This window comes from Halalkalibaculum roseum (genome assembly GCF_011059145.1).
Classification (GTDB): Bacteria; Bacteroidota; Rhodothermia; order Balneolales; family Balneolaceae; genus Halalkalibaculum; species Halalkalibaculum roseum.
Window position 1 is genome coordinate 237,301 of sequence record NZ_JAALLT010000001.1, and the last position, 15,031, is coordinate 252,331.

Below are 15,031 nucleotides of genomic sequence, written 5' to 3' on the forward strand. Positions count from 1 at the left end.
ACTAAGCTTTACTCAGTGTAACTAAGTGGTAAAGTGATTGTTTATCAATCTACGCGTCGAGCACGGACCCCGAAATCGACATTATCCTTCACCCACTCGGTCCACCGTGCCTGCTCCAAAATCGGTTTGTCATGCAGGTAGATTGTAGAGTCATTCCAGGTGGTCATCACTTCAGCATCCTGGGTCCAAATCTTCACGCGTCGGCGTGGGACCTTGGTCTGCCAGTTTCGTCCGGTAACAGGATCGGTATAGAGCACACGTATGGTGATATTCCGAGAGAGCTGTTCCAGCGGACTCAGATCCAGGCTTCTGAAATCTGTCTCTCCGTCTTTCTTAATATCAGGGACACCGTCGCTGACCATCACTACTGAGACCGGTCTTAGCACCAGGTTCTTGTTCCGTAATGTCAATGCGACCTGCTCGAAGAAGGCGTTGAAATCGGTGATCGGATTTTGAACCGTATCCGGAAAGATCTCATGCAGCCGCTCTTCAATCTCTTCTACTGATTTATTCTCAAAGGTCTGAATCGGGTAGAAGGTCTTGGGCTCGTCTGGCTGGGCACCGCCTATGGAGCTCACAAAGAGTACATTGGGCTCTTCCAGGTCATCGATACTCTCTAAATGGGCATAGATATAATGTGCCAGAAAATTCAGAGATTCATCAAAATAACCGCTGTTGATAAAAGAGCCGCTGATATCCACCCCAACAAAAAGCGAGAGTCGGGGCTTTTGTTCGGTATTCAGACTGCAACCGATTACAATAAACATCAGTCCGGTCAGCAGCGATATAGCTACTTTCTTGATTGTCGACATAATAGACTCCTAGTTAGATGTACTTGCAGTTTTCAGCTCTTCGCTTCGCTTCGAAAGCGTTTCAATAAGCACGTTCGACTGTTTAATGTCGTCCATGCTTCTGAAAGGCAGGTCAAACAGGTGTGTACTGCTAACCAACAGGGTCAGGAAGTTGATCGCGCTGGCAATAACCTGAAGGGGTGGCAGCATGAATGCAGCTAACAACTCCTCTCCCTTATCCTGCACCCAGTCTGCATTCTTCTTGATCGTATCCATGAAACCGTTTGATATATCCCAATCAAGATCGCTCTCTTTAGCCGAGCTCTTTTTAGAGCTTTTTAGCTCAACACCTTTACCCTGTATAACGGCCATGATAGTCGGGGTACCAAAAGAGGCGAAGAGGAACCATGAGAGGCTTCGAATACCGAACCACATGAAGGTGGATATGGAGAGTATTCCGAGCATGCTGATCTGTACATCATCTGCATAGAGGGCAAACCAGGGAACTAGGGCATCAACGAACTCCCGGTACAGGAAGATAACCTCTACGAAGAGCACGATAATTTCAATAACACCGATACCGATAATCTGAGAGAAATTCTTCTTTTTTACGGAACCCACAAAGGTCGATAACACGGCATAACTTCCCAGTACAATGAAGAACAGGAAGGTAAACAATGGAATCCTGATCGCCAGTATTGACAATTGCTCACCGGTTATATTGGATAAGGTATCCATTACCAGCGGAGTGGTTACGTATGTAAAAATAGTTGACTCAATGACTACCCAGAACAAGGTTAGGAAAACAGCAATCCAGGGCACTTTGGAACCTACCACACGCTTAGAGGCCTGACCAAGCATTCTGAATGGCGTAATGAATATCATCTGTAATACGGACCAAATACCGAGAACTACTATCTTTGTGAGTTCCAGCAGGGCCACTACAAATTGAAATGTAAAAGTGAAAATCCCTCCCCAGAAAGATACAATGGCTTTACCGAGATCCCACCAGGTTATGAAAAGAGAGATGACAAACTCTTTCCGGTTTTGACGGAATACCACAGTAAGCAGGGCAGGTATGGTAATCCAGCATCCTATGATGAAAGCAAAGGCCGGTAGCAGCAAAAACAGACGCTTGGCGGCCATAAGCAGCATGGGATCACCGGCAGCCCATGCAAATTCAATAAATGTTTCCTGGAAAAGTGACGGAAACAGCAAAATGTAAAGGACAAATTTGGTAATACTTCCTGTATCGTTAAACATAATTCCCCCCAGAATCTAATTGGTAATAGCAAATATGTAGAGTTTAATGGGTCCGGAGTTTCTTTGTTCCGGATATTTGGTATCACTTATAAGATAGGAGGGAGTAATCGATGTTACAGTTCGGCAGTAGTGGCCGGTTGAATATCACGGGAAGCTCATCTAGAAAAGGTACGGAGATCCCCCTCAAAAACGTCTGAGAAGGGCATTTCTCCTGACCTATTTTAAAACATTAGAATTTAGGCGATACCGGCTTTTTGCTGTTCGCAGACGTCTTCAACAGTTTGGGCAACTTGCTGGGCTACTCGCTTGTCGAAGGCACTGGGGATGATCTCCTCCGGGGTCGGATTCTCTACGCAATCGGCAATGGCATAGGCAGCAGCTACATACATGCGATAGGTGATATCACGCGTGCGGGCATTCAGGGCACCGCGAAACAGTCCCGGAAAGGCAAGAACGTTATTGATCTGGTTGGGGAAGTCAGAACGTCCGGTGGCTATGATATTAGCACCCGCTTCATGTGCTTCCTCAGGCATGATTTCCGGTACGGGATTGGCCATGGCAAAAATTATGGGATTTTTCTTCATTCGTTTGATCATTTCTCCGTTCAACACACCCGGAACCGATACACCGATAAAGACATCGGCATCTTCAAGAGCGTCACCCAGATCACCTTTCACGCGGCTATGGTTGGTCAGGCTGGCCATCTCTTTTTTGATCGGATTCATCTCACTGCGCCCGCGGTATAATGTTCCCCGGCTGTCGCACATGATGACTTCCTGAACTCCCACATGCTGAAGTAACTTTACGACTGCCACGCCGGCTGCCCCTGAACCGTTGATGACAATTTTCAGCTCATTCAGCTTCCTTCCCGTTACTCTCATGGCATTGATCATTCCGGCAAGCGTTACAACTGCGGTGCCATGCTGGTCATCGTGCATGACAGGAATATCCAGTTCCTCTTTAAGTCGCTCCTCAATTTCGAAGCATTTGGGAGCTCCAATATCCTCCAGGTTGATACCGCCATAGGTAGGAGCAATTGCTTTAACAGCGGTAATGATCTCTTCGGTATCCTGCGTATCCAGTACAACAGGCACGGCATCCACTTCAGCGAATTTTTTAAACAAAACGCATTTGCCTTCCATGACGGGGAGGGAGGCTTCCGGACCGATATTACCAAGTCCCAAAACGGCGGAGCCATCGCTTACAACAGCGACGCTATTCTTTTTCCAGGTATAATCGTATGCTTTCCTTCTGTTTTTTGAGATCTCCCGGCAGGGTTCGGCCACGCCCGGTGTATAGGCTATACTTAAATCTTCACGGGTGTCCAACGGCATTTTAGACTCTATGGCTATCTTGCCGCCGTATTTTTTGTGCGCTTCTATAGATTGTTCGCCGTAATCATTCCTTTTAGAGGACATATAGTACTGTATTCAATTCTTTTTGGCCTTTGTGCAGGTGCAAAGGTAAAGGTTTTAAAGTAACTGTGTGTTTAATAGTTCGTAAAATTAGGGCACGAAGGTAAGCTGCCTTTGTAAAGATTCTGTGAATGGACAGGTTATTATATAGCCGGTTAAATGGACTCTCTCTTGATCGGTTAATTGATGCTGTCGATGATATACTTGAAAAAAGGAAGGGAAGGCTAGAAAAATCTGCCTTCCCTTATAATGATTATTTGTCAGTGCTGAACTCGGTCATTTTCTTTTCAACATTGAACACATTGTTATCCCTTTCAATATCAGCCAGGCGCTGTGAGGGATCAATTTCCAGACGCTTGATATCGGAAACCGGCCTGTCAATTTTCAATGTGTAGGTTGGATATACCCAAGGCCAATCTTTTTTGACGGTTCGTTCAATTCCCGGATATTCGTCATTAGGTTTTTCTCCTCTCATAATGCGCAGCGGCATATAGAAGAGTTCTTTGGAACCGTCATTATATTCTACCATCAGATCTATGGGCATTGGGGTAAGGTCAAAACGTTTGAGGGTGACGTAGGTCTCATCATTCTGCCCGGCTACGGTACTGATACCATAGTCAATGGTTTTGGTGCTTTCTATGAAATACTGGTAGTACCAGTCGAGCACCATGCCGGACTGCTCTTCCATGACCCGGAGGAAATCTCTACCGTCCGGATGTTTGAATTTCCAGACTTCAAAGTAACGCTTCATTCCCTTATCGAAGTTCTCATTGCCTATGATGTATCGCAGCTGGTTCAGAAATACAGCGCCCGTGGAGTAGGATGCCGTACCGTAGGCCCCATTAGTATGGTAGTGGTCGGCATGGGTATCCAAGGCTTCAAAGGTACCATTTCTTTGACGATTCAAATAGCTGGCGTAAGAGCTACCGTGCGGATTAGACATGCGTGGCCGCTCAAACAGGTGTTGCATGGTCAGTGCCGATGCATAGGTAGTAAACCCTTCATCCATCCAAGGGTAACGGCTTTCATTGGTGGCAAGAACGGCGTAGTACCACATGTGTATCAGTTCATGAACCGTGACACCCACGAGGCTTCTGAGCGAACGATTGCCGGTGATCAACGTGCCCATGGGATATTCCATCCCACCGTCGCCTCCCTGGATCACACTGAATTTATCATAGGGGTATTTACCAAAGTTCTCACTCATGAACTGAAAGGCCTGAGCAGTATATTCCGGCAGCTGCTTCCAATTAGCCAGCAGTTCTTCCTGACGTTCACTGTCGGAATTGGTGGCTACAGGATCTCTCTGGTAGAAGAAGTGCAGCATGGGTCCATTTGGAACCTGTTTTGTAGTATGAACATAGTCAGGATCGGCGCCCCACATAAAATCATGTACGTTTTCAGCTCTCCATCTCCACGTCAGTTTCTCTGAATCAGGGCGTTCTACCTCAGATCCTTCCTCTTCATATCCATGACCTATCTGCTGAGGGTTTTGCAGGTGACCGGTGCTGCCGATTACATAAGACGAATCGATGGTAATATTTACTTCAAAGTCTCCCCAAACCCCGTGAAATTCACGTCCGATGTATGGGTTGGGATGCCAGCCGTCTTCATCATATTCCGAAATTTTGGGGTACCACTGGCTCATGGAGAATTCTACGCCTTCCGCGTTGGCCCAGCCCGAACGTCGTATCTGCCGGGGGACCTGACTGTTAAACTCCATCTCGAATACGGTACTCTCGCCGGGAAGGATGGGTTCGTTCAAGGTCACTTCCAGAATGGTTCCGTCCACCACATACTCAACCGCTTCCCCGTTCTGGGTCAGCGAGTTTATCTTATGGTACCCGATTTCATCATCCGGCAGCTTATAGATGCGATCTCTGACTCTTCTGTCAGGATCCTGAATGGTGCGTGACCTGACATCCATCATGCTCATTGGCTGAAAAGCATTAAAGTAAAGGTGATAAAATACCCGTTTCAGCGTGTCGGGTGAATTATTGTAATAGGTTAGCTTTTGTGAACCGGTGAATTGGTGGTTCGGGGCATCGACGTCAATATCCATCTGGTATTCTACCCGCTGTTGCCAGTAATCTCTGCCTTGGGAGTACGATGTTGAGATAAATAATGAAGAAATAAGAAATAGAAAGACGAATCTGAGCTTCATAACAGGTTAAATAATTAGGATTTAGGAATTAGGAATGGTTCTTCAGTTGGGTAATGACAAACAGAAGAATATCTGAGTAGTCATATAAATCAGGGTAATCCGTGATTAAAAACTGTTCCTGCTTGCAAAGGCACGGCTGAGTGTTGCTTCATCAATAAATTCAAGCTCAGTACCCATCGGGATGCCGTAGGCTATACGCGTGACATCGATTTCATCGAAGGGTTTCAGCAGCTTGTTGATATAGTAGGAAGTTGCCTCGCCTTCTGAATCGGGGTTAAGTGCCAGTATCACCTCATGAATGGGTTCCTCATCATTATTGACACGGGCCATGAGTTCCTTAATGCGCACATCATCCGGACCGATATTGTCAAGAGGAGAGATGGCCCCTCCGAGAACGTGATATTTTCCTTTGTATTCGTTAGTCTTTTCGATGAGGAAGACATCCTGTGACTCTTCAACCACACAAATCTTGGTGCCGTCACGTTTTACGTTTTCACAGATAGAGCAGGGATCATTGTCACTGATCACCCCACAGATCGAACAGCGGGTAATCTTTTTTTTAAGATTTACCAGTGCATCGGCAATCTTGGTAACAAATTCTTCATCCTGCTTTAGTAGATAAAGGGCAATACGCCGGGCAGATTTTCGTCCGGTCCCGGGCAGCTTGGCCAGTTGTTCAATGGCCTGTTCCAGAATTTCTGAAGTTCCTTGCATGTAGAAATGGTGAATTTTGAGTGTTGAATGTTGAATGGAATAGCCAATTCAACATTTAGTATTCAACATCAAAAAATAATTTAAAGTCCCAGTTTGCTGAGGTCCATGCCCGGAATACCTCCGCCCGGCATCATTCCTTTATAGGCATCCTGCATTTTCTCCTGTGCGGCTTCTTCAGCTTTTTCGAGGGCCTTATTGACGCCTGCAACAACCAGGTCTTCCAGCATTTCAGCATCTTCAGGATCAATAACGTCCTTATCCAGTTTTATGCTGAGTATCTTACGCTTGCCGTTAGCCTTTACTTTAACCATTCCGCCACCGGCTTCAGCTTCCACCTCTACCTTTTCAAGTTCTTCTTGTGCTTCCTGCACCTTCGATTGCAGTTCGGAGATCTTTCCAAACATATCTGCCATATTCTTCATAATTGTGTACTGATTAAGTTTCGGTTCATTAACAAATGCTATCCCGCGAAACTATCCGTGCCGGGATAGGCAAAAGATTATAATATTGTTGTTATTGATTGAGATTGTAATCCAGTTCGGCTCCAAAGAGCTCCACCAGCTTCTTAATTTTTGGGTCACGTTCCTGTAATGCCTTGAAACGCTCATAAGGGCTCATTGATTCCTCAGTATCCTTTTCGGTCTTTTGAACGATACACTTGAGTCTCAGAAATACCCCGACTTCTTCTTCTAAAACCTTTGCCAACCGCTTTTTATTTTCTTCAAGGATCTTTTTAGCGAAATCATCGCTGCACCTGAGCGTAAGTTCACGGTTTTTGAGGGAGACAGGATCCATGCGTTGCATCTGGAAGTAGAGCATTTGCTGAACCTTGGAACGCAGCGTTTCTACATAAGCCGGCCAGGCTTCTTTCACTTCATTGAGGCTGACATTCTTAGGCGGCTCTTGTACTGCTACTTCAGGCTCCTCGGCAGACGATTGCTGTGGTTTGTTCTCCGTACCGTTTACTGAGGGTTCTTTATTCTTGCAGTTTCCGAGAGAGGGTTCTCCGAAAAAGTTCTGGTAATCAGAAGCCGGGCGTTCTGCAGAGCCGGTATTGCTATTAGGATTGTTCGCTGCCGGATGTTTTGGTTCACTTACGCCGTTCTTGGAATTGTTACCGTCATCATCATTTGATAGGGGTTCTGCCTGTCCATTTTGACCCGCTTGTGTTTTCTCAACAGGGGATTCACCGGTATTTTTGGGGTTGGGGACACTTTGTTCGGTCTGAGAGTAGGCATCGTCAGTGGGCAATGGTTCTTTTGCCGAAGATTGCTGCTCCTTTTGGGGACTTTCGGTGGAGTTTGACGAATTTGTGGACCCGGATTCGGTTGTTTTTACCAGCTGCCCGTTACTGAGCTTTTTTTTTAAATCATTTAAATCTGAAATCAACGCATTCAGGTTGCGAGTCCGCTCCATGTGGATGAGCTTAAGAAGCGTTATTTCAAAAAGTATCTTGGGTTGATGGGCTTCTTTAATCTTATACTGGGCTTCATTGACGATATGCAACATGCGCATCAAGTCGTCATCAGAAAAATCATTTGAAGCGGTTTTATAACGTTCTTTGGTGTCTTTGGACGCTTCCACCAGGTGCATCTTCTCCGAATTTTTTGCAACATACAGGTTTCGGATGTGCTCGGTGAGTCCGATTAAAAACTCCTGGATGTCATATCCCTCTTGGAGCAACTCATTGATCAGCTCAAGACCGGTGGCAGAATTTTGCGATTCAACGGCATCCATAAACTGGAACATACGTTCTTTACTGACCACATTGAGGGCCCTGAGCAACTCATCATGCTCAATATCGGTGCCGCAAAAAGCAATGGCTTGGTCCATCAGTCCAAGAGCATCCCGAAGGGCACCGTCGGCCTTTTTGGCGATGACATGCAGTGATTCGTGATCAATCTGAATTCCTTCATTTTGAGCTACCGTTTCCAGTCGGGAGACGATCTCATCTATACTGATTCGCTTGAAATCAAAGCGTTGTACGCGTGATAGTATGGTAGGAAGTACCTTGTGAGGCTCTGTGGTAGCAAAAATAAAAATTACATGATCGGGGGGCTCTTCCAGGGTTTTGAGCAGGGCATTGAAGGCTGCCTTGCTAAGCATGTGAACCTCATCGATGATGTAGATCTTATAGCGCCCATTCTGCGGTGGAATGCGCACCCGTTCCCTCAGGTCCCTGATATCGTCAACCCCGTTATTCGAAGCTGCATCGATCTCTATCACATTCAGGGTCTGGTTTAGCGACTCACCATCAACTTCATCTTCGATACTGTTAACTGTCCGGGCTAGGACCCTTGCCATGGTTGTTTTACCCACGCCTCTGGGACCACAGAACATGTAGGCATGTGCCAGACGGTTCTGTTTGATGGCATTTTTGAGGGTATCGCTCACATGATGCTGAGAGACGATATCGTCAAAAGTGCGGGGCCGGTACGTACGGGTTAAAGCGCGATAGTTGTCAGACATCTGGGCTCGTTATTGAGCGTTTTTGTTACCAGTAATCAATTAAATAATGTACAAAAAGTGAAGGCCAATTTCGTAAAGAATTGTAGAAAAACGGGACAAATGAATCCTTTGTGACTACAGGATTTTATGAAACGAAACTACAGATGCTGACTCCCGGATAAATCTCTTTGCCCTGTTGTTTCCTCAGGCTGTTTTTCGTTCGGCCATTACCTGTCGGGGAATTGCTTCGTAAGTTTCTCCTTCGTCCAGGATAATGAACTCTTCAGGACTCAAATTGTGTTTCTTTTTGGCTTTCTCAAGGTCTTCGCGGGGTTCGCTCATACCGTCATCTGCAAGCGGGAAGGTACCAAAGTGCATCCCTATACTGGTTCCGGCATCGATATCCCGATGAATTAGTACGGCTTCTTCGGGATTCACATGAATGGGACGCATAAACCAACGGGGGCGGTAGGCACCTATGGGTATAAGGGCGACATCAATAGATTTGAACTTTGCACCGATCTTCTTGAAAAATCCATCGTAGCCGGTATCGCCGGCAAAATAAATGGTAGAGGAGGGAGCCTCCAGAACATAGCCGCACCATAAGGTTTTGTCACGATCGGTAAGTCCCCGGCCGGAAAAATGCTGGGCCGGAACCGAAGAGATGGACAGCATATCACTGATTTCCTTCTTGTTCCACCAGTCCATCTCCTCCGTTTTCTCAATTCCCAGCTGATTCAAATATTCAGAGACGCCCAACGGCACTATAAATTGCGGATCAAAAGCTTTCTTAAGAGCCCTGACGGTGTTTTTATCGAGATGATCATAGTGGTTGTGACTGATCAGAACAAGGTCAATCTCCGGCAGATCCTTAAAATCAATACCGGGAGGCCGCATTCGTTTAGGCCCGGTCCACTGAAAGGGGCTTGCACGTAAACTCCAAACAGGATCAGTTAAAATGTTTATGCCATCCACCTGAATCAAAAAGGTGGCATGGTTCACAAAAGTGATATGTACATCTTCGTAGCCATTACGGGCGTGGGTAATCGTACCAAACTCGGTATGCTCTTCGGAAAGTTTTTCCCATACACCAGGATCACCGCTCAGTGCCCATTTGATGATGTCTTTAAATCCACGAGCTTTAATACCGTCAAGATTGCGGAAGGTTTTACCATTAAAATGTCCGGATTTGGGTCCTTTGTAAGAAGGTGCTTTAATAATGAAATCCACAACATAGGTTGCGAAGATTAGCAGCACCACAGCTGCCAGAAACGAAATTAAAAAAATCATTTGATGCTACAATTGTTCAAAAATACTGCAAAACGTTAAACTGAATAATAACCACTAAGGTTTCAAGATTATTTTCCGGTCATCTTCGAAGCCAAAATTTGCGCTATTATCTTATCTGCTTAAAGGCCGAGAACCGGCGTTTGTTTCGCCTGTTTAATGAAAGCCCTAAAATTCTGGTGTGATAACTGCCAATAGCACAATTTATTGCGGCAATGAATACTGCTCTACGGTTTCAGATGTTCGTTAAAGAACTCGTAAATACGTGAATACTCATCATACCAGGCGTCTGGATCACGGAAACTGTGTCTTTCGGTTGGATACATCATCATCTCAAACTCCTTATCACCGGCCTGAATCAGCTCATCGATATACTGTGCTGCATCCTGGAACCCGACATTATTATCGATCAATCCGTGAAGAATCAGGACCGGTTGCTCCAGCTCGTCTACGTAGGTTATGGGTGAGCTGCGGGCGTAGTTTGCCGAGTCGGCTTCGGGTGTCCCTAGTCTGGGCAGGGTGTACCATGGATTGGTGTGATAATAGTTTTCCCAGTTGGTCACAGCTCGCAGGGCCGCAGCAGCATCAAAATAATCCCGCGCAACACTTGTGGCATACAATGCCATAAATCCACCGTAACTGCCTCCGTAGATACCTACCCGGGAAGTATCTGCCTGCGGGTAATTGGCTGCCAGGTAATTAATGCCATCAACAATATCCTGGGTTTCATATTTGCCCATCCAATCGGTTACATCCTCCCGGAACTCCCTGCCGTAACCGGTACTGTGCCGGTAGTCTACTTCAATCACATAGTATCCTTTTTCAGTTAGGAACTGGTGAAACATATATTCTCGGTAGTAGCTGTTCGACCATCCCTTGTAGACATTTTGTAGAGAACCTGCACCGTGTACAAATGTTACTACCGGATAGTCCTTGCCGGGCTGTTTATCCAGCGGTTCCAGTACCGACATAGATAGTTGAGTTTCTCCGTCTCTTCCGGTAAAACGGATGTAATCTTCTTTTTGCCAGTTAACTTGGTTGAATCGCTGGGGAATAGTTTGGGTAAGGCGTACTTCTGAATCGGGATTTTTGAGGTCCAGCAGGTAGAGCTCAAAGGGCTCGTTGAAGTAGGTATATTCATAAACTACATACCCGTTGTCCCGGCTCAAATCAAAACTCTGCCTATATCCTGTTTCGCTAGTGAGTTTTCGTTTCCGGTTGTTGTTAAGGTCAAGAGTATAGAGATGTCTTTCTCCGGGATCTACTTCACTGGAGGCAAATACCATTTTGTGTCCGCCGATCCATTCCACCCAGGGGATGTCATACTCCCCGGTTGTATGCTGCTTCATTTCCGAGCCATCGGGCTTTACGGTATAGATATGGTTCCAGCCGTCCTTTTCGGATTGAAACATCAGCAGGTCACCGGCCGGTGCAAATTCCATTTCGGTTCCGTAGATCCAGCCGTCGGTGGAATCTTCAAATACTTTGGTGGATTTGGGCTCCAGCAGATCAAATACATTGATTTCGCGATGCTTCATCGGGGCATCGACCCGGTCAACCGCAAGGTACCTGCCATTGGCACTGATACTGGTGCTCAGGTAGTCTTTTCCCTCGTACATCATGCTTACCTTTCCGGAGTCGAGGTAGGCTACCGAAACAACCTGCCTGGCGATGCCTCTCCTGCTTGCTCCTGTTTGTACAAACTCACCGGCATATTCAGGGAAATAATACTCTTCGTAATCAGAGCGATCCCACTGAAAAAGTACCAGCTTGTCGTTGCCCGCCCAGTCAATGATGGTATAACCGGGATCTTCTTCTTTCTTGTCCGTCACCTGGGTCAGCATGGCGTTTTCAATGTCTATTATCCAGATATTCCCATCCTGCACGTAGGCTATCCGCTCACTGTTCGGACTCCAGCTTGGATTGTATTCTCTTTTGTCAGTCTTTACCAGCTTTCGTTTGTTCTCAAAGTTGAGATCAGCCAGCCAGATGTCACTCTCATCAGTGTAGACAAGGTGCTTCCCATTTGGTGAAACAGAGTAGCCGCGATCGAATGAATCCGGTGCTTCTTCCATGCCTTTTCCCTTTAGATTCACCCGAAACAGCTCTTCATCGGTCATGGCTGAATCATTGGCCTGGTAATAGACATGTTTCAGATCGGGAGAAAAACGAACGAAATCCGGACGGTTGCCAGCCAGCAGCGGTTCATAGAAAATGGACTTAAGACTGAGAGTATCCAGTCCGCCCTGACCGAACAGGCTGAACGGAATAAACAGAAAGAGAATAGAAAAAAGCCACGAACGCATCATAGTTGTACCGGTATTGATTAAATAGGACTAAGAATAAAGAAAGGTTTCTTCAGATGAGCAAGGAAATTTTCCTCTGCGTAACTCAGTGGTTCAACAATGAAGCTCAGCTTTCCATCATTCTTTCAATCTCGTCCCGCTCCTTGGGAACATCAGTCAGGTTTTCATAGCCGTCATCCGTGATAATCAGATTATCCTCGATGCGTACGCCCCCAAAATCGAACATCTCCTTCAATTTCGAGCCGTTAAGGAATTTTGACTGCTTCTCATCTTCCAGCGCCGGCTTCAGGAGGGCCGGTATGAAGTAGATCCCCGGCTCGATGGTGATGACCATACCCGGCTGCAGGTTGCGACGGGTACGCAGGTACTTGATACCCGGACGTTCAATACGTTCGACACCCTTTGGATAACCGCCTACATCATGGGTATCCAGCCCCAGGAAGTGTCCCAGGCCATGAGGAAAGAAGAGGGCAAAAATATCGTGTTCCATCAGATCGTCGATACTGCCCTCCAGCAGTCCGAAGTCTTTTAGCCCCTGCATCATAATTTTTGCAGCTTGGATATGGAGATCTTCCATCTGTACTTCAGGCTCAGTTGCTTCGATGACCTTCTTTTGGGCTTCCAATACGGATTCATAGATGGCGGCCTGGACTCCTGTGAATTCTCCGTTGGCCGGATAGGTCCGGGTATAATCAGATGCATAGCCCTCGTATTCGTATCCGGCATCAATCAGGAAGAGATCCCCGTCATTCACCTTTTCATTATTCTCAACATAATGGAGAATAGCGCTGTTATTGCCGGAAGCAAAGATTCCGTTGTAAGCATCCTGCGTCAATCCGTTTTTGATTTGGTGATAGTCAAAGACCGCTTTGAGTTCGTACTCATACATACCGGGTTTGAGTGCTTTCAGCACTTCCGTATGGGCAATATTGTTGACCCTTGCAGCTTCTCTCATCTGGTCCAGTTCCCAGTCGGACTTGAATACCCTGCAATGGGTAATGGCATCTTCCAGCTCGTCGAGATCAATGGGCGTAGATCTGTCGAACTCCTCAATAAATTCTGCCTGCTCCTGGTTAAGGCAGTAAATTTGGTCAGGATCCAGTTCCTTAAGCACCTTGGGCAAATCGTTTTCATAGTGAAGGTGATCGGGATTATACTCTTCCTGGAACTGTTCCTTCGATTTCACTCGACCGTGCCAGACGGCATATTGCGAATCACGCTTGGGTGCAAACAGGTGATACTCCTGCTTGTTCAGATCCAGCAGCAGATGAAAATTCGGTTCGTTTACCCCGGTCAGGTACCAGAAATTGGATTCCTGGCGAAAGGGAAATTCATAATCTGTTTCATAACGATACATCAGGTCGGCGCCTTTCATATATACTACAGCCGATTGTTCTTCATCAAATAGTGAAAAAAGTTTGTCGCGATGCAGGTGATTCATAATGCGTTCTTTGAGGTGAATGAGTGAACATGAAGTTAATGGAAAAAAGCCAAGTAGAAAAACTGGAAAGAGACAGGTTTAGGAAACTTTCAAAAGTTACCTAAACCTATGATCGGCCGACACTTCTCTGTGAACCTCTGCGCTCCTCTGTGTCACTTTGTGGGTTGGCCAAACGCTACTTTATACTAAGTACTGATAATATTATCGAATAGCTTCTTCAGCTGAGCAGAAATCCTTACCGGATTATGCTGTATCTCCTCATTGAATAAGTTCACAGATACTTGCTCGTTAAATACTACGTTCCTAACTCCCTCAGCCGAGTAGATGCTCGTATCCGGCTCCTCCCCTTCAAAAACCAAATCCAGGTTTACCTCAGCAACCGCGCGATTGGTCCCTTCCCGGTTTAAAATGGCTATCATTCTCGTCCCACCGTAAGCTGTACCCAGAAATGAGATCGCTATCTTTTCATCCTCAAAAGAGTGGATGTGGTAATAGTGACTTAGATTTAGATCGGATGGACTTTTCTCAAACCGGAGGTATTTTATGGCAGCAGTATCGGTTGCTTGATAATGTTCGAGAACGGGCAGCAGCCATTTGCGAAGGGGTGGTACGGCTTTGGTCCCGGTAAAACCTCTCTTTTGCCAGTAGTCAAAATCTTCTTCGGTGGTTTCCGGCATTGACAGCAGTTCGGGAAGAGACTCAAGCTGTTCAACCTCCCCATCAGCCGGAGCTATACGATACCAAAAGTCAGTAGTGCCATTGGTGATGAGCAGAAAAGGTGCCTGAACGTTCCGGTTGTAGCGGGCAATTTGTTCTGCCGTTTTGGTGGTCAATGAAATGTTTTCTGCTTTGCACTCAGCCAGGATCTGCGGATCAAAAGCTTGATTGTAGCAGATGATATCAGTTCGCAAATTAGATTCGGCATAGTCTTTTATGGCCTCTTCGGTTGAAATACGGTGCTTTGACCAACCTGCCCGGATCAGTGCTTCAATAATTCTGAGGCGCACCCTCTCTTCGGGACGGTTCTTGAGCGTCTTTCGGTGAATGGGATTCCACAAGTGTTTTTCACCATCTCTCCAGACAAATTGTGGGAATTGGTTGCGGGCAATACTTTCCATAGACTGAGAATAGCGATTGGATAGGAGAATGAAAAGGAGCCGTTGATTCTTTTAGCAGTCTAATTACTGTTTACGGCGCTCTGC

Annotated in this window: 11 protein-coding genes; all 11 read right to left on the reverse strand. The window is 46.2% G+C overall.

Annotated features, from left to right (window positions below; genetic code table 11):
* Positions 1 to 44 precede the first annotated feature (44 nt).
* Complete coding sequence (locus tag G3570_RS00975) at positions 45 to 812, reverse strand: hypothetical protein (protein ID WP_165138272.1); 768 nt, start codon at positions 810 to 812, stop codon at positions 45 to 47.
* A gap of 9 nt (positions 813 to 821) precedes the next feature.
* Positions 822 to 2,054, reverse strand: coding sequence for a hypothetical protein (locus tag G3570_RS00980; protein ID WP_165138274.1), 1,233 nt, complete (start codon positions 2,052 to 2,054; stop codon positions 822 to 824).
* 236 nt (positions 2,055 to 2,290) lie between these two features.
* Positions 2,291 to 3,472, reverse strand: coding sequence for an NAD(P)-dependent malic enzyme (locus G3570_RS00985; RefSeq protein ID WP_165138276.1), 1,182 nt, complete (start codon positions 3,470 to 3,472; stop codon positions 2,291 to 2,293).
* Positions 3,473 to 3,722: 250 nt separating this feature from the next.
* Positions 3,723 to 5,633: a M1 family metallopeptidase gene (locus G3570_RS00990; protein ID WP_165138278.1), complete on the reverse strand. Its 1,911-nt coding sequence runs from the start codon at positions 5,631 to 5,633 to the stop codon at positions 3,723 to 3,725.
* 105 nt (positions 5,634 to 5,738) lie between these two features.
* On the reverse strand, positions 5,739 to 6,347 hold the full coding sequence (gene recR, locus G3570_RS00995; protein WP_165138280.1) for a recombination mediator RecR: 609 nt from the start codon (positions 6,345 to 6,347) through the stop codon (positions 5,739 to 5,741).
* A gap of 80 nt (positions 6,348 to 6,427) precedes the next feature.
* On the reverse strand, positions 6,428 to 6,769 hold the full coding sequence (locus G3570_RS01000) for a YbaB/EbfC family nucleoid-associated protein (protein WP_165138282.1): 342 nt from the start codon (positions 6,767 to 6,769) through the stop codon (positions 6,428 to 6,430).
* A 91-nt stretch (positions 6,770 to 6,860) separates the two neighbouring features.
* Positions 6,861 to 8,816: a DNA polymerase III subunit gamma/tau gene (dnaX, locus tag G3570_RS01005; RefSeq protein WP_165138284.1), complete on the reverse strand. Its 1,956-nt coding sequence runs from the start codon at positions 8,814 to 8,816 to the stop codon at positions 6,861 to 6,863.
* A gap of 183 nt (positions 8,817 to 8,999) precedes the next feature.
* Positions 9,000 to 10,085, reverse strand: a complete 1,086-nt coding sequence (locus G3570_RS01010; RefSeq protein WP_165138286.1) for an MBL fold metallo-hydrolase — start codon at positions 10,083 to 10,085, stop codon at positions 9,000 to 9,002.
* A gap of 224 nt (positions 10,086 to 10,309) precedes the next feature.
* A complete protein-coding gene (locus G3570_RS01015) occupies positions 10,310 to 12,391 on the reverse strand; it encodes a S9 family peptidase (protein WP_249066555.1) in 2,082 nt (693 codons plus the stop codon).
* 103 nt (positions 12,392 to 12,494) lie between these two features.
* On the reverse strand, positions 12,495 to 13,829 hold the full coding sequence (locus G3570_RS01020) for an aminopeptidase P family protein (RefSeq protein WP_165138288.1): 1,335 nt from the start codon (positions 13,827 to 13,829) through the stop codon (positions 12,495 to 12,497).
* Positions 13,830 to 14,014: 185 nt separating this feature from the next.
* Positions 14,015 to 14,947, reverse strand: coding sequence for a type I restriction enzyme HsdR N-terminal domain-containing protein (locus G3570_RS01025; RefSeq protein WP_165138290.1), 933 nt, complete (start codon positions 14,945 to 14,947; stop codon positions 14,015 to 14,017).
* Positions 14,948 to 15,031 lie beyond the last annotated feature (84 nt).

Bases quoted from the DNA above. Each gene is read 5' to 3' on its own strand.
- G3570_RS01020 (WP_165138288.1), bottom strand. From the start codon at position 13,829: ATGAATCACCTGCATCGCGACAAACTTTTTTCACTATTTGATGAAGAA.
- G3570_RS00990 (WP_165138278.1), bottom strand. From the start codon at position 5,633: ATGAAGCTCAGATTCGTCTTTCTATTTCTTATTTCTTCATTATTTATC.
- recR (WP_165138280.1), bottom strand. From the start codon at position 6,347: ATGCAAGGAACTTCAGAAATTCTGGAACAGGCCATTGAACAACTGGCC.
- G3570_RS01015 (WP_249066555.1), bottom strand. From the start codon at position 12,391: ATGATGCGTTCGTGGCTTTTTTCTATTCTCTTTCTGTTTATTCCGTTC.
- dnaX (WP_165138284.1), bottom strand. From the start codon at position 8,816: ATGTCTGACAACTATCGCGCTTTAACCCGTACGTACCGGCCCCGCACT.
- G3570_RS01025 (WP_165138290.1), bottom strand. From the start codon at position 14,947: ATGGAAAGTATTGCCCGCAACCAATTCCCACAATTTGTCTGGAGAGAT.
- G3570_RS01000 (WP_165138282.1), bottom strand. From the start codon at position 6,769: ATGAAGAATATGGCAGATATGTTTGGAAAGATCTCCGAACTGCAATCG.
- G3570_RS01010 (WP_165138286.1), bottom strand. From the start codon at position 10,085: ATGATTTTTTTAATTTCGTTTCTGGCAGCTGTGGTGCTGCTAATCTTC.
- G3570_RS00985 (WP_165138276.1), bottom strand. From the start codon at position 3,472: ATGTCCTCTAAAAGGAATGATTACGGCGAACAATCTATAGAAGCGCAC.
- G3570_RS00975 (WP_165138272.1), bottom strand. From the start codon at position 812: ATGTCGACAATCAAGAAAGTAGCTATATCGCTGCTGACCGGACTGATG.
- G3570_RS00980 (WP_165138274.1), bottom strand. From the start codon at position 2,054: ATGTTTAACGATACAGGAAGTATTACCAAATTTGTCCTTTACATTTTG.